The 20,807-nt window shown below is 71.9% G+C and carries 17 protein-coding genes; 12 read left to right on the top strand and 5 right to left on the bottom strand.

The features are described 5' to 3' along the window. Window positions 1-83: 83 nt before the first annotated feature. Both ACWC5C_RS36940 and ACWC5C_RS36935 read left to right on the top strand, forming a co-directional pair. A complete protein-coding gene (locus tag ACWC5C_RS36940; RefSeq protein ID WP_450882851.1) occupies window positions 84-1,640 on the top strand; it encodes a DEAD/DEAH box helicase in 1,557 nt (518 codons plus the stop codon). 137 nt (window positions 1,641-1,777) lie between these two features. Beyond that, window positions 1,778-2,587 (top strand): phosphatase, encoded by an 810-nt coding sequence (locus ACWC5C_RS36935; protein ID WP_450882849.1) that lies wholly within the window; start codon window positions 1,778-1,780, stop codon window positions 2,585-2,587. A 75-nt stretch (window positions 2,588-2,662) separates the two neighbouring features. On the opposite strand, the gene ACWC5C_RS36930 is transcribed toward ACWC5C_RS36935, so the two are convergent. The 3 genes from ACWC5C_RS36930 to ACWC5C_RS36920 all read right to left on the bottom strand — a co-directional run bounded on the left by ACWC5C_RS36930 (window position 2,663) and on the right by ACWC5C_RS36920 (window position 5,455). Continuing rightward, complete coding sequence (locus ACWC5C_RS36930) at window positions 2,663-3,556, bottom strand: acyl-CoA thioesterase (protein ID WP_385437749.1); 894 nt, start codon at window positions 3,554-3,556, stop codon at window positions 2,663-2,665. Window positions 3,557-3,621: 65 nt separating this feature from the next. Continuing rightward, complete coding sequence (locus ACWC5C_RS36925) at window positions 3,622-4,779, bottom strand: acyl-CoA dehydrogenase family protein (protein WP_450882847.1); 1,158 nt, start codon at window positions 4,777-4,779, stop codon at window positions 3,622-3,624. Between the two features lie 52 nt (window positions 4,780-4,831). After that, window positions 4,832-5,455 (bottom strand): SACE_7040 family transcriptional regulator, encoded by a 624-nt coding sequence (locus tag ACWC5C_RS36920; protein ID WP_450882845.1) that lies wholly within the window; start codon window positions 5,453-5,455, stop codon window positions 4,832-4,834. An 84-nt stretch (window positions 5,456-5,539) separates the two neighbouring features. Here ACWC5C_RS36920 and ACWC5C_RS36915 point away from each other — a divergent pair, with 84 nt between their 5' ends. The 5 genes from ACWC5C_RS36915 to ACWC5C_RS36895 all read left to right on the top strand — a co-directional run bounded on the left by ACWC5C_RS36915 (window position 5,540) and on the right by ACWC5C_RS36895 (window position 12,607). Further along, complete coding sequence (locus ACWC5C_RS36915) at window positions 5,540-7,192, top strand: carboxyl transferase domain-containing protein (RefSeq protein WP_450882843.1); 1,653 nt, start codon at window positions 5,540-5,542, stop codon at window positions 7,190-7,192. 31 nt (window positions 7,193-7,223) lie between these two features. Continuing rightward, complete coding sequence (locus tag ACWC5C_RS36910) at window positions 7,224-9,476, top strand: acetyl/propionyl/methylcrotonyl-CoA carboxylase subunit alpha (RefSeq protein ID WP_450882880.1); 2,253 nt, start codon at window positions 7,224-7,226, stop codon at window positions 9,474-9,476. Continuing rightward, entirely contained in the window at window positions 9,476-10,426 is a 951-nt protein-coding gene (locus ACWC5C_RS36905) for a hydroxymethylglutaryl-CoA lyase (protein ID WP_450882841.1), read from the top strand. Before ACWC5C_RS36910 ends, ACWC5C_RS36905 begins: the two co-directional genes overlap by 1 nt. A gap of 3 nt (window positions 10,427-10,429) precedes the next feature. Then, window positions 10,430-11,596 (top strand): acyl-CoA dehydrogenase family protein, encoded by a 1,167-nt coding sequence (locus ACWC5C_RS36900; RefSeq protein ID WP_385437758.1) that lies wholly within the window; start codon window positions 10,430-10,432, stop codon window positions 11,594-11,596. Window positions 11,597-11,674: 78 nt separating this feature from the next. Next, window positions 11,675-12,607, top strand: a complete 933-nt coding sequence (locus ACWC5C_RS36895; protein WP_450882838.1) for an RICIN domain-containing protein — start codon at window positions 11,675-11,677, stop codon at window positions 12,605-12,607. Here the strand turns inward: ACWC5C_RS36895 and ACWC5C_RS36890 are convergent, their stop codons facing one another. Further along, the gene (locus ACWC5C_RS36890) at window positions 12,608-14,254 is read right to left on the bottom strand and encodes a beta-N-acetylhexosaminidase (protein WP_450882836.1); all 1,647 of its coding nucleotides are present in this window, start codon (window positions 14,252-14,254) and stop codon (window positions 12,608-12,610) included. 179 nt (window positions 14,255-14,433) lie between these two features. Between ACWC5C_RS36890 and ACWC5C_RS36885 the strand changes: the two genes are divergently transcribed. The 4 genes from ACWC5C_RS36885 (at window position 14,434) to glmS (ending at window position 18,992) form a co-directional block, all read left to right on the top strand. After that, entirely contained in the window at window positions 14,434-15,639 is a 1,206-nt protein-coding gene (locus ACWC5C_RS36885; protein WP_450882834.1) for an RNA-guided endonuclease InsQ/TnpB family protein, read from the top strand. 159 nt (window positions 15,640-15,798) lie between these two features. After that, entirely contained in the window at window positions 15,799-16,713 is a 915-nt protein-coding gene (locus ACWC5C_RS36880; protein ID WP_450882832.1) for a DUF4429 domain-containing protein, read from the top strand. Window positions 16,714-16,780: 67 nt separating this feature from the next. Beyond that, window positions 16,781-17,056 carry a hypothetical protein gene (locus tag ACWC5C_RS36875; RefSeq protein ID WP_100807152.1) on the top strand — a complete coding sequence of 92 codons (276 nt, stop codon included), beginning with the start codon at window positions 16,781-16,783 and terminating at the stop codon, window positions 17,054-17,056. Window positions 17,057-17,147: 91 nt separating this feature from the next. Further along, entirely contained in the window at window positions 17,148-18,992 is a 1,845-nt protein-coding gene (gene glmS, locus ACWC5C_RS36870; RefSeq protein ID WP_385437767.1) for a glutamine--fructose-6-phosphate transaminase (isomerizing), read from the top strand. Window positions 18,993-19,322: 330 nt separating this feature from the next. Here glmS and ACWC5C_RS36865 read toward each other — a convergent pair whose 3' ends face one another. Further along, window positions 19,323-19,844, bottom strand: coding sequence for a universal stress protein (locus tag ACWC5C_RS36865; protein WP_385437768.1), 522 nt, complete (start codon window positions 19,842-19,844; stop codon window positions 19,323-19,325). 571 nt (window positions 19,845-20,415) lie between these two features. Between ACWC5C_RS36865 and ACWC5C_RS36860 the strand changes: the two genes are divergently transcribed. Next, window positions 20,416-20,757: a hypothetical protein gene (locus ACWC5C_RS36860; protein ID WP_385437769.1), complete on the top strand. Its 342-nt coding sequence runs from the start codon at window positions 20,416-20,418 to the stop codon at window positions 20,755-20,757. Window positions 20,758-20,807: the final 50 nt, after the last annotated feature.

Below are 20,807 nucleotides of genomic sequence, written 5' to 3'. Positions count from 1 at the left end.
GGGCCCGCACCTGAAGAGGTGCGGGCCCCGGCTCGTGCCCGCTTTCCGCGGGCCGATCCCCGCCCGTTCCAGGAAGGCGCCGCATGAGCCGTTACGCCCGCTCGCCCCGTAAGCCCCGGTCACACTCCCGCTCCCCCGTTCGTACCAGCCGTCCCTCCGACGGCGGCAACGAATTCGCCCTGCCGCCCGGCACCACCCCGGTGCTGCCCGCCGTCGCCACGTTCGCGGAGCTGGACCTTCCGGACGGTCTCGCCGCAGAGCTGACGCAGCAGGGCGTCACCGTGCCGTTCCCGATCCAGGCGGCCACCCTCCCCAGCGCTCTCGCGGGCCGCGACGTCCTCGGGCGCGCGCAGACCGGCTCCGGCAAGACCCTGGCGTTCGGCCTGGCGCTGCTGGCCCGCACCGCCGGACAGCGCGCGGAGCCCCGGCGTCCGCTCGCCCTGGTCCTGGTGCCGACGCGGGAGCTGGCCCAGCAGGTCTCCGACGCGCTCACGCCCTACGCCCGGCGGCTGCGGCTGCGGCCGACCACCGTGGTGGGCGGCATGTCGATCAACCGGCAGGCCAACGATCTGCGCAACGGCGCCGAGGTGGTCATCGCGACCCCGGGCCGCCTCCACGACCTGATCGACCGCGGCGACTGCCGCCTGGACCAGGTGCGCATCACCGTCCTCGACGAGGCCGACCAGATGGCCGACATGGGGTTCCTCCCCCAGGTGACCAAGCTGCTGCGGCAGGTGCCGACCGATGGCCAGCGCCTGCTGTTCTCCGCGACCCTCGACGGCGCCATCAGCCGCCTGGTGCGCGAGTTCCTGACCGACCCGGCGCTGCACTCGGTCGACGCCTCGGCGGGCGCGGTCACCACGATGGAGCACCATGTGCTGCACATCGCGGACACCGACAAGCGCTCCGTGGCGACCCGGGTCGCCGCGCGGGACGGCCGCGTGATCATGTTCCTGGACACCAAGCACGCCGTCGACCGGCTGACCCGCCACCTGCTGGCCAACGGCGTACGGGCGGCGGCGCTGCACGGCGGCAAGTCCCAGCCGCAGCGCACCAAGACCCTGGAGCGCTTCAAGACCGGCGACGTCACCGCGCTGGTGGCCACGAACGTCGCGGCCCGCGGCATCCATGTCGACGACCTCGACCTGGTCGTCAACGTGGATCCGCCCGCTGACCACAAGGACTATCTGCACCGCGGCGGGCGCACCGCGCGCGCGGGCGGCTCCGGCAGCGTCGTCACGCTCGTCCTGCCCGACCAGCGCCGCGAGATGACCCGGCTGATGTCCGCCGCGGGCATCACCCCGAACACGGCCCGGGTGCACTCGACCGACGAAGAGCTGACCCGGATCACCGGCGCCCAGGAGCCGTCGGGCGTCCCGGTGACGATCAGCGCCCCGCCCGCCCAGCGGCAGGCGTCCGGCCCCCGGCAGACGCGCCGCGGCGGCGGAGGCGGGCGCGGATCCGGCGGCGGCGGTGGGCGCGGCTCAGGCGGCGGCGCCGGACGCGGTTCCGGTGGCGGATCGGGCCGGGGTTCCGGCGGCGGTGCCGGGCGCGGATCCGGTGGCGCTACGGGCCGTGGCTCCGGCGGCGCGTCGGGCCGTGGCTCCGGCGGCGGGGCCGGTCGTAGCCGCCGTCCCTGACGGTAGTCACCGTCCCTGACGGTAGGGGCGGCCCGGCGCGCCCCTACCGGGGGCTCCCGGGGCGCCCCGGCTCGCCATGACCGCGTCACGTCCACACGGCGAGCAATGCGCCCCATTTCCCTGACACAGGGGCGACAATGGGCCACATGCCGATACCCAGTACCGTGCCCAGCCGTGCCGAACTGATCGACCATCTCGTCCGTACGCGCATCGCGGGTGACGTCGCCACCCCGCGCGAGAACAACCTCTCCCACTACCGCAAGCTCGCGAACGGCGACCGCCACTACTGGCTGGGGCTGGAGCTGGGCGACCGCTGGGTGGACGAGCAGGACGTGCTGGCCGTCATGGCGGAGCGGTGCGGAGTGATCGACGCCCCGGAGCACCGCACCGGGCAGGACACGATCGACCCGGAGCTGACCGTCGGCGCGCTGGACCGGATGGCGTCGGTGCTGCGGAAGGCGGCCGAGGCGCGGGAGCGGGTGCTGTTCGCCACCGGCCACCCGGGCGGGCTGCTGGAGGTGCACAGCGCCACCGCGTCGGCGCTGCACGCGGCGGGGTGCGAGATCGTGGAGATTCCGGGCGGGCTGCACGCGGACGAGGGGTACGTCTTCCAGTTCTGTGACGTGGCCATGCTGGAGCGCGGCGCCACGCTGTGGCACACCCACTCCCCCGCCCCCATGGCGGCCATCCTGGACGGGCTGGCCCGGGAGGGGCGGCCGCTGCCGGACCTGGTGGTCGCCGACCACGGCTGGGCGGGGTGCGCGGGGCAGCGCGGCATCGACGCGGTGGGGTACGCGGACTGCAACGACCCGGCGCTGTTCCTCGGCGAGGCGGAGGGGACGCTCCAGGCGGTGGTCCCGCTGGACGACCACGTCACCGATCCGAAGTTCTACGCGCCGATGACGGCCTACCTGCTGGACGCGGCGGGGCTGACGGCCCAGTTCTGACGCGCCGCCCCCGGGACGCGCGTCAGACCGGCCGTACGCCGGTGTCGACGCGCGTCACCTCACCCCTCCCGGGGATCACTTCTTCGGGCGCGGGACCCGCATGACCCCTTCCTGGATCACCGAGACGGCCAGCCGCCCGTCGGCGGTGAAGATACGGCCCTTGGCGAGGCCGCGGCCGCCGGACGAGGACGGGCTCTCCTGGTCGTACAGCAGCCAGTCGTCCACCCGGAACGGCCGGTGGAACCACATGGCGTGGTCGAGGCTGGCGCCGACGATGTCCCCGACCGCCCAGCCGCCTCGGCCGTGGGCGAGGAGCACCGAGTCCAGCAGTGTCATGTCGGACACATAGGTGGCCAGGCAGACGTGCAGGAGCGGATCGTCGGCGACGCCGTCCAGTTTGCCGTCGGTCCGGAACCACACCTGCGACTTCGGCTGACGGGGCTGGCCGACGCTGCCGTACGGCGGAGCGTCCACGTACCGCAGGTCGACGGCGGCCCGGGCCTGCAGCATCCGGTCGACCACCCCCGGCCCGGCGAGCAGGTGCTCGTACCGGGGCAGCAGTTCCTCGGCGGTGGGCAGCGAGAGCGGATCCGGTACCTCCGGCATCGGCTCCTGGTGCTCCAGCCCCTCCTCGTACAGCTGGAAGGAGGCGGACAGATGGAAGATCGGCTGCCCGTGCTGGACGGCGACCACGCGGCGGGTCGTGAAGGAGAAGCCGTCGCGGATCCGGTCGACCGTGTAGACGATCGGCGCCCCGGGGTCGCCGGGCCGCAGGAAGTAGGCGTGCAGCGAGTGCGGCGGACGGTCCTCCGGGACCGTGCGGCCCGCGGCGACCAGGGCCTGTGCGGCCACCTGGCCGCCGAAGACCCGCGGCACGAGAGGTGCGGCATCGCTGGTGCCGCGGAAGATGTCCTCTTCGATCTGTTCGAGGTCGAGCAGGTCGAGCAGGCTCTGTAGTGCGTCATTCATGGTTCAAGCAGTCTTGCAGACCCGTGTTGCGACACCGTTGCCGATGGGCGTGCACATGACGACCGTCACAGCCCCATCGACTTGGCGACGATGGACCGCATGACCTCGCTGGTCCCGCCGTAGATGCGGGTGACGCGGGTGTCCGCGTACAGCCGGGCGATGGGGTACTCCATCATGTAGCCGTAACCGCCGTGCAGCTGCAGGCACTTGTCGATGACGACGGCCGCGCGCTCGGTGGTGAACAGCTTCGCCGAGGCGGCGTCGGCGGCGGTCAGCTCCTCGGCGTCGTGCGCGTCCAGGGCCCGGTCCACGACCGCCTGCATCGCGTCCACCTCGGCCTTGCAGTCGGCCAGCGTGAACTTGGTGTTCTGGAAGGTCGCCACGCTCTTGCCGAAGACCTCGCGGTCCTGGACGTAGGCCTTGGCGAACTCGACCGCCGCGGCGGCCTGCGCGTACGCGCCGACGGCGATGCCCAGGCGCTCCTGCGGCAGGTTGTGCGCGAGGTAGCCGAAGGCCTTGCCCTCCTCGCCCAGCAGGTCCTCCACCGGCACCTTGACGTCGGTGAACGACAGCTCGGCGGTGTCGGACGTCTTCAGCCCCAGCTTCTCCAGCTTGCGGCCGACCGCGTAGCCCTCGCTCCTGGTGTCCACGACCAGGATCGATATGCCCGCGCGGCGGTCCTCGGGGGTGGCGGGGGCGGTCCGGGCGCAGACCAGGACGCGGTCGGCGAGCACGCCGCCGGTGATGAAGGTCTTGGCGCCGTTGAGCACGTAGTGGGTGCCGTCCTCGGACAGCTTGGCGGTGGTCTTCATGCCCGCCAGGTCCGACCCGGTGCCCGGCTCGGTCATGGCGATGGCGGTCATCAGGTCGCCGGAGACGAAGGAGGGCAGCCAGCGCCGCTTCTGCTCCTCGTTGGCGTACTTGAGGATGTACGGGAGACAGAGCGCGGTGTGGACGCTGCTGCCGCCGAAGCTCACCCCGGCGCGGGCGCACTCCTCGGTGATGACCGCGTTGAACTTGAAGCTGGTCTCGCCCGCGCCGCCGTACTCCTCGGGGACCTCGATGCCGAAGATGCCCAGCTCGCCGAGCTTCTTGTAGAAGTCGCGCGGGGCCTGACCGGCCTCCCGCCACTCGTCGTAGTACGGCACGACCTCGGCGGCGATGAAGTCGCGGATGGTCTCCCGGAATGCTTCGTGGTCCTCGTTGAACACGGTGCGACGCATCTCTGCGGCCTCCCTCTGGCTAAGCGCTTGCTCAGCCGAAGTTACCGCCCGGTCACTGGGGCTGTCCAGAGCCGTCCGCATCATGGGCCGCACCGAACGCGCCCAGGGCCATGCGGTGCAGCAGGGCGGCAGTGGCCTCGCGGCCGGGGAGGGCGCCGGGGCGGCCCAGATGCGGGGTGGAGTTGAGCAGCCCGAACACGACGTGGACACACGCCCGGGCGTCGGCCTCGGCGAGCCCCGGATAGACCTGCCGGACGACCTCGACCCACAGTTCCACGTACTGCCGCTGGAGCGAGCGCACCAGCTTGCGGTCGGTGTCCCGGAGCCGGTCCAGCTCGCGGTCGTGGAGGATGATCAGCGGGCGGTCGTCCAGGGCGAAGTCGATGTGGCCCTCGATGAGCGAGTCCAGCACCACCGCCGGCGCGTCCCCGGCCTCCGCCGCCTCCGCGCTGCGCCGCTTGCCGCCCGTCAGCAGCCGGCCGCTGATGCCGACCAGCAGCTCGGCCAGCATCGCGTCCTTCCCGGCGAAGTGACGGTAGAGGCCGGGGCCGCTGATGCCGACCGCCGCGCCTATCTCGTCGACGCCGACGCCGTGGAAGCCGCGCTCGGCGAAGAGCCGGGCGGCCTCCTTGAGGATCTGTTCGCGGCGGGTCGGTGCAGGGGCTTGCGTGCTCATGGAAGCAATTCTAGACAGCGCGGTTAGTGGTCGTTAACCTGATGGGTGAGTTAACGACCACTAACCGCGAGGGGGGCCGTAGCGATGGAGCAGGCACCGGTGCTGCGAAGCGGCGCCGACCCGGGGTCCGACGCCTGGCAGGCCAATGAGGCCGCGCACCGCGAGCTGGCCGCGCGGCTGCGCGAGAAGCTCGCCGCGGCCCGGCTGGGCGGCGGCGAGAAGGCGCGGGCCCGGCACACCGCGCGCGGCAAGCTGCTGCCGCGCGACCGGGTGGACACCCTGCTGGACCCGGGCTCGCCGTTCCTGGAGCTGGCGCCGCTCGCCGCCGACGGGCTGTACGAGGGCCAGGCCCCGGCGGCGGGGGTGATCGCCGGGATCGGGCGGATCGCGGGCCGTGAGGTGGTCGTCATCGCCAATGACGCCACCGTCAAGGGCGGCACGTACTACCCGATGACGGTGAAGAAGCATCTGCGCGCCCAGGAGGTCGCGCTGGAGAACCGGCTCCCGTGCGTCTATCTGGTCGATTCCGGCGGCGCCTTCCTCCCCATGCAGGACGAGGTCTTCCCGGACCGCGACCACTTCGGGCGCATCTTCTACAACCAGGCGCGGATGTCCGGCGCCGGAATCCCACAGGTCGCGGCGGTGCTCGGGTCCTGCACGGCGGGCGGGGCCTATGTCCCGGCCATGAGCGACGAGGCCGTCATCGTGCGCGGCCAGGGCACGATCTTCCTGGGCGGGCCGCCGCTGGTGAAGGCGGCCACCGGTGAGGTCGTCACCGCGGAGGAGCTGGGCGGCGGCGAGGTGCACTCCCGGGTCTCGGGCGTCACCGACCACCTCGCGGAGGACGACGCCCACGCGCTGCGCATCGTCCGCACGATCGTCGCCACCCTGCCGCCCTCCCCCACCCAGCAGGGCGCGCCGCCCTGGCCGCTCACGCCCTCCCAGGAGCCCGCGGTCGACCCCGCGGGGATGTACGGGGCGGTCCCGGTCGACTCCCGCACTCCGTACGACGTGCGCGAGGTGATCGCGCGCGTGGTGGACGGCTCGCGGTTCGCCGAGTTCAAGGCCGAGTTCGGGACGACGCTGGTCACCGGCTTCGCCCGGATCATGGGCCATCCGGTGGGCATCGTCGCCAACAACGGCATCCTGTTCTCCGAATCGGCCCAGAAGGGCGCCCACTTCATCGAGCTGTGCGATCAGCGCGGCATCCCGCTGGTCTTCCTGCAGAACATCTCGGGCTTCATGGTCGGCCGCAGCTATGAGGCGGGCGGCATCGCCAAGCACGGCGCCAAGATGGTCACCGCCGTAGCCTGCACCCGCGTCCCCAAGCTGACGGTCGTCATCGGCGGCTCCTACGGCGCGGGCAACTACTCGATGTGCGGCCGCGCCTATTCACCGCGCTTCCTGTGGATGTGGCCCAACGCCAAGATCTCCGTGATGGGCGGCGAGCAGGCCGCCTCCGTCCTCGCGACCGTCAAGCGCGACCAGTTGGAGGCGCGCGGCGAGAAGTGGAGCGAGGAGGACGAGGAGGCGTTCCGGGCGCCGGTCCGCGAGCAGTACGAGACGCAGGGCAGCGCCTATTACGCCACGGCCCGGCTGTGGGACGACGGGGTGATCGACCCGCTGGAGACCCGTACGGTGCTCGGCCTCGCCCTCACCGCGTGCGCGGGCGCCCCGCTGCCCGACCGCACGGCCAAGGAACCCGCGGCGCCCGGCTACGGCGTCTTCCGGATGTGAGGGGATGCACCCGATGAGTGCGGCGCATGCGATGTTCGACACGGTCCTGGTGGCCAACCGCGGGGAGATCGCGGTGCGCGTCATCCGCACCCTGCGGCGGCTCGGCGTCCGTTCGGTCGCCGTGTACAGCGACGCCGACGCGGACGCCCGGCACGTCCGGGAGGCGGACACGGCCGTGCGGATCGGCCCGGCGGCCGCCGCGGAGAGCTATCTGTCGATCGGGCGGCTGCTGGAGGCGGCGGCCCGCACCGGCGCCCAGGCCGTCCACCCCGGCTACGGCTTCCTCGCGGAGAACGCGGCGTTCGCCCGCGCCTGCGCCGACGCCGGGCTCGTCTTCATCGGCCCCCCGGCCGGGGCCATCGAGCTGATGGGCGACAAGATCCGCGCCAAGGAGACCGTGCGCGCGGCCGGGGTGCCCGTGGTGCCGGGCTCCTCCGGCAGTGGGCTGACGGACGCCCAGCTCATCGACGCCGCCCGGGAGATCGGCACCCCCGTGCTGCTCAAGCCGTCCGCGGGCGGCGGCGGCAAGGGCATGCGGCTGGTACGGGACGAGGCGCTGCTCGCCGACGAGATCGCGGCCGCCCGGCGCGAGGCGCGCGGCGCGTTCGGCGATGACACGCTGCTCGTCGAGCGCTGGATCGACCGGCCGCGCCATATCGAGATCCAGGTCCTGGCGGACGGCCACGGCCAGGTGATCCACCTCGGCGAGCGCGAATGCTCACTGCAGCGCCGCCATCAGAAGATCATCGAGGAGGCGCCCAGCCCGCTGCTGGACGAGACCACCCGGGCGCTGATGGGCGAGGCCGCGGTGCAGGCGGCGCGCTCGTGCGGCTATGTGGGCGCGGGCACGGTGGAGTTCATCGTGCCGGGCGCCGACCCGTCCGCGTACTGCTTCATGGAGATGAACACCCGCCTCCAGGTCGAGCACCCCGTCACCGAGCTGATCACTGGGCTGGACCTGGTGGAGTGGCAGCTGCGGGTCGCCGCGGGCGAACCGCTGCCGTACGGGCAGGACGACATCGCCTTCGGCGGCCATGCGGTGGAGGCCCGTATCTGCGCCGAGACCGCCCGGGTGGCGGGCGACGGCCGGGTGGACTTCCTCCCCTCGGCCGGTCCGGTGCTCGCCCTGGACGAACCGGCGGGCGAGGGGGTGCGCGTCGACTCCGGGCTGAGCACCGGCACGGAGGTCGGCACGGTGTACGACCCGATGCTCGCCAAGGTCATCGCCCACGGCCCGGACCGCCCCACGGCGCTGCGGCGGCTGCGCGCCGCCCTCGGGTCGCTGACCGTCCTCGGTGTGGACACCAACACCGGCTTTCTGCGGCGCCTGGCCGCCCACCCGGACGTCGTCTCGGGCGAGCTGGACACCGGTCTGGTCGACCGCGCGGCGGCCTCGCTCGTCCCGTCCACGATCCCCGACGAGGTCTACGCGGCGGCGGCGCTGCTGCGCCAGGCGGCGCTGGAGCCGTCTGCCCTGCGGGGCGATGGCGGGTCCGGTGCGGGCGTCTGGGTCGATCCGTTCGCCGTGCCCACCGGGTGGCGCCTGGGCGCCGCCCCCGCCTGGACGGTCCACCGGCTGCGGATCCCCGGCCACAACCCGGTGACGGTCCGCGTGCGCGGCCGGGCCCACGAGGCGCGGGTGCGCATCGAGCGCCCGGATGCGGCGGAGGCGGACGACGCGCGGCGCCCCGCGGGCGGCCACGCGTCCGGGACCGGCGGCGGCACCGCGGCGGTCGCGGGCGCCAGCACCGTGACAGCAGCCGGTGCGGGCAACCGACCCGGCGGCCCGGCCGACCCCGTGGGCGCGGCGGCCGCAGGCGGCGGCAGCGGGGCCGCCGAGGCCGACGGCTCGGCCTCGGGTGTCGCGGCGCGGCTCGTGGGGATGGATGACGGCTCGGTGCTGCTGGACCTCGGCGGGGTCACCCATCGCTTCCGGCATGTCGCCGACGGCGTCAGCCACTGGCTGGGGCGGGGCGGGGATGCCTGGCGGGTGGCGGGGCATGACCCCATTGAGGAGGCGTTGCGCGGCGGGGCCACCGCAGCGCACGCCGGGGAGCTGACGGCTCCCATGCCCGGCACCGTCACCGTCGTGAAGGCGGCCGTGGGGGACGAGGTCACCACGGGCCAGGGCCTGCTGGTGGTCGAGGCGATGAAGATGGAGCACCTGATCTCCGCCCCGCACGACGGGACCGTCACCGAGCTGGAGGTGACCCCCGGCAGCACCGTCGCCATGGACCAGCTGCTGGCGGTCGTCACCCCGCGCGTAACCGAGGAGCGTGAGTGATGACCCTCCCCATGACCATCCCGGCCCCGGGGCTGCCCACCCGGGTGCGTATCCACGAGGTGGGGCCGAGGGACGGGCTGCAGAACGAGAAGACGCTCGTGCCGGTCGCCGTGAAGGCCGAGTTCATCCGGCGGCTGGCCGACGCGGGGCTGAGCACCATCGAGGCCACCAGCTTCGTCCGCCCGGAGTGGGTACCGCAGCTGGCCGACGCCGAGCAGCTGATGCCGCTGATCGACGATGTGCGCGCCCGACTGCCGGTGCTGGTGCCCAATCAGCGCGGTCTGGAGCGCGCGCTCGCGCTCGGCGCCCGCGAGATCGCCGTCTTCGGCAGCGCGACCGAGTCGTTCGCCAAGGCCAACCTCAACCGGACGGTGGACGACGCGCTCGCCATGTTCGAGCCGGTGGTCACCACGGCGCGCGAGGCGGGCGTCACCGTGCGCGGCTATCTGTCGATGTGCTTCGGCGACCCCTGGGAGGGCCCGGTCCCGGTCTCGCAGACCGTCTCGGTCAGCCGCCGCCTGATCGACATGGGGTGCGACGAGGTGAGCCTCGGCGACACCATCGGCGTGGCCACCCCCGGCCATGTGCGGGAGCTGCTGGCCACGCTGGGCGAGGCGGGCATCCCCGCCGACCGGCTGGCCGTCCACTTCCACGACACCTACGGCCAGGCCCTCGCCAACACCCTCGCCGCGCTCCAGTACGGCGTGACCACCGTCGACGCCTCCGCGGGCGGCCTGGGCGGCTGCCCGTACGCGAAGAGCGCCACCGGCAATCTCGCCACCGAGGACCTGGTGTGGATGCTCGACGGCCTCGGTATCGAGACCGGGGTCGACATCCGCCGTCTCACCGCCACCAGCGTGTGGATGGCCCGGCACCTGGGCCGACCCAGCCCGTCCCGCACCGTCCGCGCCCTCTCCCAGAACTCCCAGACCTCCCAGAAGGAGATGTGAGTCATGGCGATCGACCATCGTCTCTCCCCCGAGCACGAGGAACTGCGCCGCACCGTCGAGGCGTTCGCGCACGATGTGGTCGCCCCGAAGATCGGGGAGTACTGGGAGCAGCATGAGTTCCCGTACGAGATCATCCGCGAGATGGGCCGGATGGGGCTGTTCGGGCTGCCCTTCCCGGAGGAGTACGGCGGGATGGGCGGCGACTACTTCGCGCTGTGCCTGGCCCTTGAGGAGCTGGCCCGGGTGGACTCGTCCGTCGCGATCACCCTGGAGGCCGGGGTCTCGCTCGGCGCGATGCCGATCTTCCTCTACGGGACGGAGGAGCAGAAGCGCCGGTGGCTGCCGGGGCTGTGCTCCGGCGAGAGCCTGGGCGCCTTCGGCCTGACCGAGCCGGGCGGCGGCTCCGACGCGGGCGCCACCCGCACCACGGCCCGGCTGGACGAGGCCACCGGCGAGTGGGTGATCAACGGCACCAAGTGCTTCATCACCAACTCGGGTACGGACATCACCGCCCTGATCACCGTCACCGCCGTCACCGACCGCACCGAGGACGGCCGCCCCAAGATCTCCTCCTTCATCGTGCCGTCCGGCACCCCCGGTCTCACCGTCGCCGCCCCCTACTCCAAGGTCGGCTGGAACGCCTCGGACACCCGCGAGCTGTCCTTCGCCGACTGCCGTGTCCCGGCCGCCAACCTGCTGGGCGACCTGGGCCGGGGCTACGCCCAGTTCCTCCGCATCCTCGACGAGGGCCGCATCGCCATCTCCGCCCTGGCCACCGGGCTCGCCCAGGGCTGCGTGGACGAGTCGGTGTCGTACGCCAGGACCCGCGAGGCCTTCGGCCGCCCGATCGGCGCCAACCAGTCCATCCAGTTCAAGATCGCCGACATGGAGACCCGCGCCCATATGGCCCGCGTCGCCTGGCGTGACGCGGCCTCCCGCCTGGTGCTCGGCGAGTCGTTCAAGAAAGAGGCGTCGATCGCCAAGCTGTACTCCTCGGAGGTCGCGGTCACCAACGCGCGCGAGGCGACCCAGATCCACGGCGGATATGGCTTCATGAACGAATATCCGGTGGCCCGGATGTGGCGCGATTCCAAGATCCTGGAAATCGGTGAAGGGACGAGCGAGGTGCAGCGGATGCTGATCGCACGGGAGTTGGGGTTCGCGAGCTGAGCGCGTGGTTGACGGGGCAACCTTTGTGGCGTGAAAGGGCGTTGTTACCCGAGCAGCGCACCGTCACCATGTCGGAGCATGGGGAGCCAGGGGGAATCGGGGCCGCGCTCTGCGCGCAATTCCGCTGAATTCGTCGCGCTGCTGCGGGAGCTGAAAGAAAGATCGGGACTGACCTATCGGCAGCTGGAGGAGCGTGCCGCCGAGCGCGGCGACGTGCTGGCACGCAGCACCTTGGCCGATGCGCTACGTACGGATGCTCTGCCGCGCACCGAAACGCTGATGGCTTTTCTCCGCGCCTGCGGAGAGGAAGATCGCTCCGCGGAATGGCTGGAGATCTATCACGGCATCGCGGAACGGAGTGAACAACCGCCGGAAAGCCGCCAACGGCTGCCGCGCGGCAAACTGATGGGCGCGGCGCTGGCCGTCGTGCTCGTGGGCGCGGCGGCCTCGCTCGCGGTGGCCATGACGGCCGACGACGGCGAGCCGCGGACGCGGGGCACCGCCGCGCCGTCCGCCCGGTCCGCTCCGGCCACCCCCGCCCCCGGCACCTACCGCATCCGCTCCGCCGTCTCCTCGCTGTGCCTGGCCGAGGTGGAGAGCAAGAGCGGGGGCAGCATCTTCCAGGCCGACTGCCGTCGCAGCATTCCGGTGTACGCCCTGGAGGAGTCGGGCGACGCGACCGTCCGGCTCCGGTCCCTCCACCCCGTCTTCGGCTACGGATGTCTCGGAGTGGGCCAGGGCAGCACCAAGGGAGGCACGCAGATGATGGACGACTACTGCGACCACCGGGGCACGGCCGAGTGGTTCCGCATCCAGCGGGTCACCAAGCCGGTGAGCGGCTACCGGATCCGGCCGGTCCACACGGACCAGTGCGTGTCGGTGCCCGGCGGATCGACCCGTAAGGGAGACCCGGTGCTCCAACTGCCCTGCGCCGCCGACGACACGGGCCAGGTCTTCCGGTTCGATCCGGTCCGGGCGCCGACGGCGATTCCCTCCATCACCAGCAACTGATCACCCGGCGGCAGGCCAGGGCACCTGCGGGGAGCGGTGGTAGTCGATGCCCATCGCGTCCCAGCGGTGTGCCTGCGCGGCGAGCCGCAGCCGGTAGTCGTCCCAGTTGTGCGTGGACCGCGGCGACCAGCCCAGTTCGGCGATGCCGGGGAGGCGGGGGAAGGCCATGTACTCGATGTGGTCGCTGGTGGAGAGGGTCTCCGACCACAGCGGGGCCTCCACGCCGAGGACCGAGGACGGCGGGGCACCGGCGATGTAGCTGCCCGGGTCCCAGTCGTAGGACTGCTTCGCCTCGACGTATCCGGCCCAGCTGAGCCCCAGCGGGGTGGTCGGGTCGTACTTCATGTCCAGGTAGGCGCGGTTGGCGGGCGAGAGGATGAGGCGGGTGCCGTTCTTGGCGGCGTCGGCGACCTCCTTCTCCTCTCCGCTCGTCCCCCAGTACTGGGCGATCGCCCCCTGTGCGGGCCGGGCGCCGGTCAGCTGGTGCCAGCCGAGCACGGTCTTGCCGTACTTGGCGACGATCGGCTGGACCCGGTCCATGAAGGCCTCGTAGTCGGCGTGGCTGGTGGAGTGCGCCTCGTCGCCGCCGATGTGGAGGTAGCGGCCGGGGGTGAGGGCGGCGAGTTCGCGGATGACGTCGTCCACGAAGTCGTACGTCACCTCCTTGGGCACGCACAGCGAGCTGAAGCCGACCTCGGTGCCGGTGTAGAGGGGCGGGGCGACGCCGTCGCAGTTGAGGTCGGCGTAGGAGGCGAGGGCCGCGTTGGTGTGGCCGGGCAGGTCGACCTCGGGGACGACGGTGAGGTGACGGGAGGCCGCGTACCGCACGATCTCCCGGTAGTCGGCCTTGGTGTAGTAGCCGCCGGGCCCGCCGCCGACCTGGGTGGAGCCGCCATAGGTGGCCAGCCGGGGCCAGGAGTCGATGGCGATCCGCCAGCCCTGGTCGTCGGAGAGGTGGAGGTGCAGCTTGTTGATCTTGTAGAGGGCGAGCTGGTCGACGTACGCCTTGACCTGGTCGACGGTGAAGAAGTGCCGCGAGACGTCGAGCATCGCGCCCCGCCAGGCGTAGCGCGGCACATCGGTGATGGTGCCGCCGGAGATCCGCCAGGGGCCGGGCTGGCGGGTGGCGCGTTCGACGGAGGCGGGCAGCAGCTGCCGCAGCGTCTGGATGCCGTGGAAGAGCCCGGCGGACGTACGGGCGCTGATGGTGACGGCGCGCCGGTTCACCTCCAGCCGGTAGCCCTCCGCGCCGAGCCCCTTCGTACCCTTCGTACCGGGCCCCTCCGCGCCGCGCTCGTCCCCCACCAGCCGCAGCCGGATGCCGTCCGCGCCCCCGCGCGCGGTGACCGGCAGGCGGTAGCCGGTGGAGGGGCGCAGCACGCCCGCCAGATAGTCGCCCGCCGTGCGCGCGGCACGGGACTGGCCCACCCGGATCGGGGTCGCCGAGCGAAGCGTGTACGGGCTCTTGCCGGGCCGTACGGAGGCGGGCGCGGGCACGACCCGGTCCAGCGGGACCGGCGCGGCGGCGGAACCGGAAGCGGAGGCGGCTAAGGAGGAAGGCGCGGCGGTGGCGGCGGCCCCCGCCCCTGCCCCGGCCGCCACGGTCAGCAGGAGGGAGCACAGCAGTCGAGCACGGCGTCGTCTCACAGGGTTCCTCCCAGGATGCCCCGACCTTCAGGCCGGGGAGAAATCGGACTCCTGCGGAGCAGGGCAGGGATGGACGAATCGCCGGTAGGGCGCTTCGGCATCCACCCCGCACCGTGCTGGAGCGGGCCATTCAGGCCAGGAACACTCAACTGTCGTACCTCCCGGTTAGATTGGCGATCGTGACGGTGGAAGCGAAGACCAGCGAGGACACCGGGCTTGCCCGGTGGACCTATCGGCTTCGTGTGTCCGCCGGCGCCCGGGCGGCGCTTGAGGCGGAGTGGGGCCGGTGCCGGTGGGTGTGGAACGAGTGCGTCGCACGCTCGAAGAAGGCCCACAGGGGCGGGGAGAGGTGCGGTCCGGCCGCGCTCGACAAAATGCTGACTGAGGCCCGCCGTATCACTCCCTGGCTGAGGGAGGGCTCGTCGGTTCCTCAGCAGCAGCTCATACGCGACTTCGGCAGGTCCCGTGCGAAGGCGCTGAAGGACGTCAAAGACCGGCTGCCCATGCATCGGCGGGCCGGGATGCCGGGCTGGAAGAGGAAGCGGGACGCTGGCCCGACCCTGAACTACACCCGGCGCGGCTTCCGTCTGATAGACGGGCGCCTGCACCTGGCGGGCGGCATCGTAGTGAGGGTGGTGTGGTCGCGCGCGCTTCCGGCCGACCCGTCCAGCGTGCGCGTCTACAGGGACAGCGTCGGTCATTGGTATGCGTCGTTCGTCGTCCCCGCCCAGGTCGAGCCGCTTCCCGTAACCGGCCGTGTGCTGGGCGTGGATTGGGGCGTGAAGGAGGCCGCCACCACCACCTCCGACGCCCACGACCTCCCCCACGCTGAACACGGCCGGAAGGCTACGGCGAAGCTGGGCCGCTACCAGCGGATGATGGCCCGCCGCCGCGCGCCGAAGGGCCAGCCGCCCTCGAACAGCTACCGCACAGCCAAGCGGCAGGCGGCCAAGCTGCACAAGAAGATCGCCCGGCAGCGGCAGGACACTGCCCGCAAATGGGCGAAGAAGGTGGTGCGTGACCATGACGCGGTGGCGGTGGAGGATTTCCGGCCGAAGTTCCTGGCGAGGACGTCGATGGCGCGTAAGGCGGCCGACGCCGCCATCGGCGCCACGAAGGCGGCCCTGATCGAGATGGGCCGCAAGCACCAACGGGTCATCCGGCTGGTGCACCCTGCGCACACCACCATGGACTGTGCGCGGTGCGGAGCGAGAACCAAGCACGCACTACCCCTCTCGGAACGTACCTACACCTGCGTCGCGTGCGGAGCCATATCCCCCAGGGACAAGAACTCCGCCCGCGTGATGCTCATCCGGGCTGGTCTGAACCCGGCTGGTGCCGAGGGCGCAAGACCTCCCGGACCGCCGGTCCGGAAGGCAGCCTGAGCCAGGAATCCCCCGCCATCAGTCGGGGGAGCGGTCAAAGGGGTTCCCTTCAACGAAGCGTCGCATCGTGGGTACCGCGACATCTTGCGTACCGCCACGCCCAGTTGGGGTCAAGGTGTAGACCAATGTGTCCGCTGTGCGGCTGCCAGAATCCACCTCATGGCGGAAATCACCCAGCGCGACGGCATGTGGACCTTTGACGGAGAGTCGGTACGGATCATCCCAGGGCGGGACAAGAGTGTGCCCCCTGTGCGGCAGGCGCTCGGCGAACTGACCGTGCCCCTGGAGGCGCTGGCGGGCGTCGCGTACGAACCGGGGCGGAAGTCCGGTCGGCTGCGGCTGCGGTTGCGTCCGGGCGCCGATCCGCTGGCGCAGGCCACGGGCGGCAAGCTGCCGGACGCGGCCGATCCGTATCAGCTGTCGGTCGGCGCGGACCGCGCCGGTGTCGCCGAGTACCTGGTCGACGAGGTCCGGCAGGCCCTGCTGCTCGACCAGGTGCCGTCCGGCCCGTCCGACCGCTATCTGCTACCCGGTCCGCCGGTGCCGCTGTCGGCGACGGCGGGTGACGCCACCGTGTCCTTCGACGGCGAGCGGATCCGGCTGGAATGGAACTGGAAGACGGAGGAGTCGAAGAAGTCGGGCGGGCCCCGCACCATCCCGCTGGCGGATCTGGCGGCGGTGGAGTGGCTTCCCGCCGCCGGACTGGAGAACGGCTTCCTCCGCTTCACCGTGGCCAAGGCGACGGCTACGGCCGCGCCCAAGTACGACCCGCACGCCGTCGTCCTGTACGGCTTCCGGAGGGACCCGCTGATGGCGCTGGTCGCGGCCGCCGTCACGGCCCGGCTGCCGCATCCGTTCGCCCCGGCGGAGCCCGCCGACGTACGCACTGATGCACCCCCGACCCTGGACGCGGCCCCCGCCGGACCCACCAACCCCGAAGCGAGTGACGCGGATCACGACACCCTGCTGCGACGACTGCGCGAGCTGGGCGATCTTCACCAGGGCGGGGTGCTCACCGAGGAGGAGTTCATCACCGCCAAACAAGCCGTCCTTCGTCAGTTTTCTCGCCATTAGAACTCGAGCCTGCCCGATATCGGGCAGGAATCTTGCGAAACACCCCGAGGGACCGCAGTATCTACGGATGCTCGATCGCCGTATGTCCCACGATGACCTCATCGACCATCTGGTCCGCAGCACGCCGCTCAGCCGCGGCGAGGCGGCCCGGGTGGTGCTGGACGTACTGGCGTACTTCGACGAGACGACGGAGGAGTTCATCCGGCGACGCCACCGCGAGCTGCAGTCCGGCGGACTGACCAACGCGGACATCTTCGAGCGGATCACGGCCGAGCTGCCGTACCGCGCGGTGGCACCGCCCGAACTCTCGCTGCGCCAGCTGCGCCGCATCGTCTACGGCTGACGTCACCACCACGCCCGGAGCCGCGGCCGCCACCGCCGGAGCGACCAGGGCGAGCATTCGTGATCGATTCAATCGGGAGGGCCTGAACACCATGTGCGGAATCGTCGGATACATCGGGAAACGCGACGTGGCACCGCTGCTGCTGGAGGGGCTGCAGCGGCTGGAGTACCGCGGCTACGACTCGGCGGGCATCGCGGTCCAGGCCAAGCCGGTCAAGGGAGCGCAGAACGGGCAGGGCGCCGCCGGGCTGAAGACCGCCAAGGCCAAGGGCCGGGTCCGCGACCTGGAGGCCAGGCTGCCCAAGCGCTTCGCGGGCACCGCGGGCATCGCGCACACCCGCTGGGCCACCCACGGCGCGCCCAATGACATCAACGCCCACCCGCACCTGGACGCGGACGGCAAGGTCGCGATCGTCCACAACGGCATCATCGACAACGCCGACGACCTGCGCGCCAAGCTCGCCGCCGACGGCGTGGAGCTGATCTCCGACACCGACTCCGAGGTCCTCGCCCACCTCATCGGCCGCTCGCAGGCGGACACCCTGGAGGAGAAGGTCCGCCACGCGCTCGCCCTGGTCGAGGGCACGTACGGCATCGCCGTGCTGCACGCGGACTTCCCGGACCGCATCGTCGTCGCCCGCAACGGCTCCCCCGTCGTGCTGGGCATCGGCGAGAAGGAGATGTTCGTCGCCTCGGACGTCGCCGCGCTGGTCAGCCACACCCGCCAGGTGATCACCCTGGACGACGGCGAGATGGCCACCATCAAGGCCGACGACTACCGCACCTACACCACCGAGGGCAGCCGCACCGCCCCCGCGCCGGAGACGGTGGAGTGGGAGGCCGAGTCGTACGACATGGGCGGCCATGACACATACATGCACAAGGAGATCCACGAGCAGGTCGACGCCGTGGACCGGGTGCTGCGCGGCCGGATCGACGACCGCTTCTCCACCGTCCGGCTGGGCGGGCTGAACCTGGACGCGCGCGAGGCGCGCGGCGTCCGCCGGGTCAAGATCCTCGGCTGCGGTTCGGCGTACCACACGGGCCTGATCGGCGCGCAGCTGATCGAGGAGCTGGCCCGGATCCCCGCGGACGCCGAGCCCGCGAGCGAGTTCCGCTACCGCAACCCGGTCGTGGACCCGGACACCCTCTACATCGCGGTCAGCCAGTCCGGCGAGACGTACGACACCCTGGCCGCCGTCCAGGAGCTGAAGCGCAAGGGCGCGCGGGTGCTGGGCGTCGTCAACGTCGTGGGCAGCGCGATCGCCCGCGCGACGGACGGCGGCGTGTACGTCCACGCGGGGCCGGAGGTGTGCGTCGTCTCCACCAAGTGCTTCACCAACACCGCCGTCGCCTTCGGGCTGCTCGCCCTCCACCTCGGCCGCATCCGCGACCTCTCGGTCGCCGACGGCAAGCGGATCATCGCGGGGCTGCGCAAGCTGCCCGAGCAGATCGCGGAGGTGCTGCGCGGCGAGGACGAGATCAAGAAGCTCGCCGCGGAATACGCGAATGCAAAGAGCATGATGTTCGTCGGGCGGGTGCGCGGCTACCCGGTGGCGCGCGAGGCCTCCCTGAAGCTGAAGGAGGTCTCCTACGTCCACGCCGAGGCGTACCCGGCCTCGGAGCTGAAGCACGGGCCGCTCGCGCTCATCGAGCCCGAGGTGCCCACCGTCGCGGTGCTGCCGGACGACGATCTGCTGGAGAAGAACCGCGCGACGCTGGAGGAGATCAAGGCCCGCAGCGGCCGGATCCTCGCTGTCGCGCACCAGGTGCAGGACAAGGCGGACCACACGATCGTGGTACCCCGCAACGAGGTCGAGCTGGACCCGATCCTGATGGGCGTCCCGCTGCAGCTGCTGGCGTACCACACGGCGCTGGCGCTCGGCCGGGACATCGACAAGCCCCGGAACCTGGCGAAGTCCGTGACCGTGGAGTAGTCGCCGCTCGGCGGTCCCCCGCGTGTGCCACCACGCACGCGGGGGCCGCCCCTTGGGCCGGCGTCGCCCTTACGCCGGCGCTGGCCACCGCGCGGGAACCGTCACTTCCCGCCCGGCGCCACGCCGAACGGTTTATGCCCGGTACACGTGCCCAATCCACCTCTACGCGCGGGTAGTTTCGGCGGGTGTCAAGCCGGTCCTGGGGCCATCTCGGCCGAGGGGAAGGGGAGTTGAGGCTGTCCAGTTCTCAACGTCCGACCGGGCGGGTGCCCATGCGGAGGTTTCAGCGCGCGGCTGCTGGAGAAAAGCTTCGGGCTTCGGAGTCCGGGCTCAGGGGATGACGACGACGGGCCGCTGCGCGCGCCGCGCGAGCCGCCCGGCGACCGAGCCGAAGATCCGCCCCACCAGCCCATGCGTGGAGCCGACCACGATCGCGTCGGCCGCGTACTCCCGGCCGACCTCCTCCAGCTCATGACAGATGTCGCCGCCTCGCTCGACGAGGATCCACGGCACCTCGGTGAGGTGCTCGGCACAGGCCAGCTCAAGGCCCAGCACCTCGGTGCGGTGATCGGGAACGTCGACGAAAACGGGGGGCTCGCAGCCCGCCCATACGGTCGTCGGCAGCCGGTTGGCCACATGGACGATGATCAGACCTGAGCCGGAGCGCCCGGCCATGCCGATGGCGTACGCGAGGGCGCGCTCGCTCGATGTGGAACCGTCGAATCCGACCACGACGCCGTGCTGGAAGGCTGGATCGCAGGAATGACGTGTTTCTTCCGCCGCTTGGGGGTGCGCCAGGTGATCGGCGACCCGCTTGCGGTCCGCGGGTTCGGGGATTTCGTGACCGGCCATCGGTGTCTCGGCGAAGGGTGTCCTCGTGCGGAGGAATACGGCGGGGACTCAGGTTGAAGTTGGCGGGGGACTAGAACTCCGCTGGAGCTTGAGACGAGTGCCGAACGAAAAAAATCCGTCCGGGATTCATCTTTTCAAGCCCTTACCCCCAAGGGTACGGCGCCATTCCTCGCCTGCCCAGAGGTTGCCCCGGCAGCGGAGCGGCCGAAGCGTTCCCCGGAGCATGCCGGAGGGCGGCCCGTAACGCAATGCCCCAAGTGGTCCCGACTCAGGCCCCGCCGACCCCTCCCGTACGCCGTGCGGTCGCCCGGCAGTGACCTGTCGGCAGGCGGGACGTTGTAGTAGCCGCGGAGCGATGGCCTCCGTACAGAACAGGCCGGACGGGCCGCACCGGTCGCCGCTACGACCGCCCCACGGGCCCCGGCGGACGCCGGGGACGACCCGCGCCGGAGCCCCGTTCTACCGCGCTTCCACCGTCCGCCGACCCGTCTTCCCCGCATCCGTCCACCATCTGTCCACCGCCGTCCACTGCCCTCCACCGCTTGTCCACCGTGCGAGAGGAGCCGCCACCGTGCCAGGCACCCGTGAGTACGACGCCCCCGGCGTCCCGCCCGGCATCGCGCCCGGCGACGGCCCCGGCTGTGACCCTGGCCGCGACCCCGTGAACGAGGTCATCCGCTGGTCCGCCTTCGGCTGCGCCGTGGTCCCGGCCGTCCTCCTGCTCTGTGGCTCACCGCTGAGCGGCGCGGCGGGCGCCGCCGTGGGCCTGGCCGCCGTGACCGCCGCCAGCCGCTCCCTTCTGCGCTACTACGAACGCGCGGCCGCCCGGTTCGACGCCGGTGCCGCGAGCCCGCACCGCGGGCGGCACAGCCGCACCGGGATCGGCACGCACCGGGGCGGTCGGCGGAACTGACGCCGGGGCCCGGCCCGGCGCGTCCGGCGCGGCCCCGGCAGGGTCCTGGG

Source organism: Streptomyces sp. NPDC001700 (assembly GCF_053596435.1).
The sequence above is the reverse complement of the archived record's forward strand: the minus strand, read 5'-3'. Positions and strand labels throughout refer to the sequence as shown.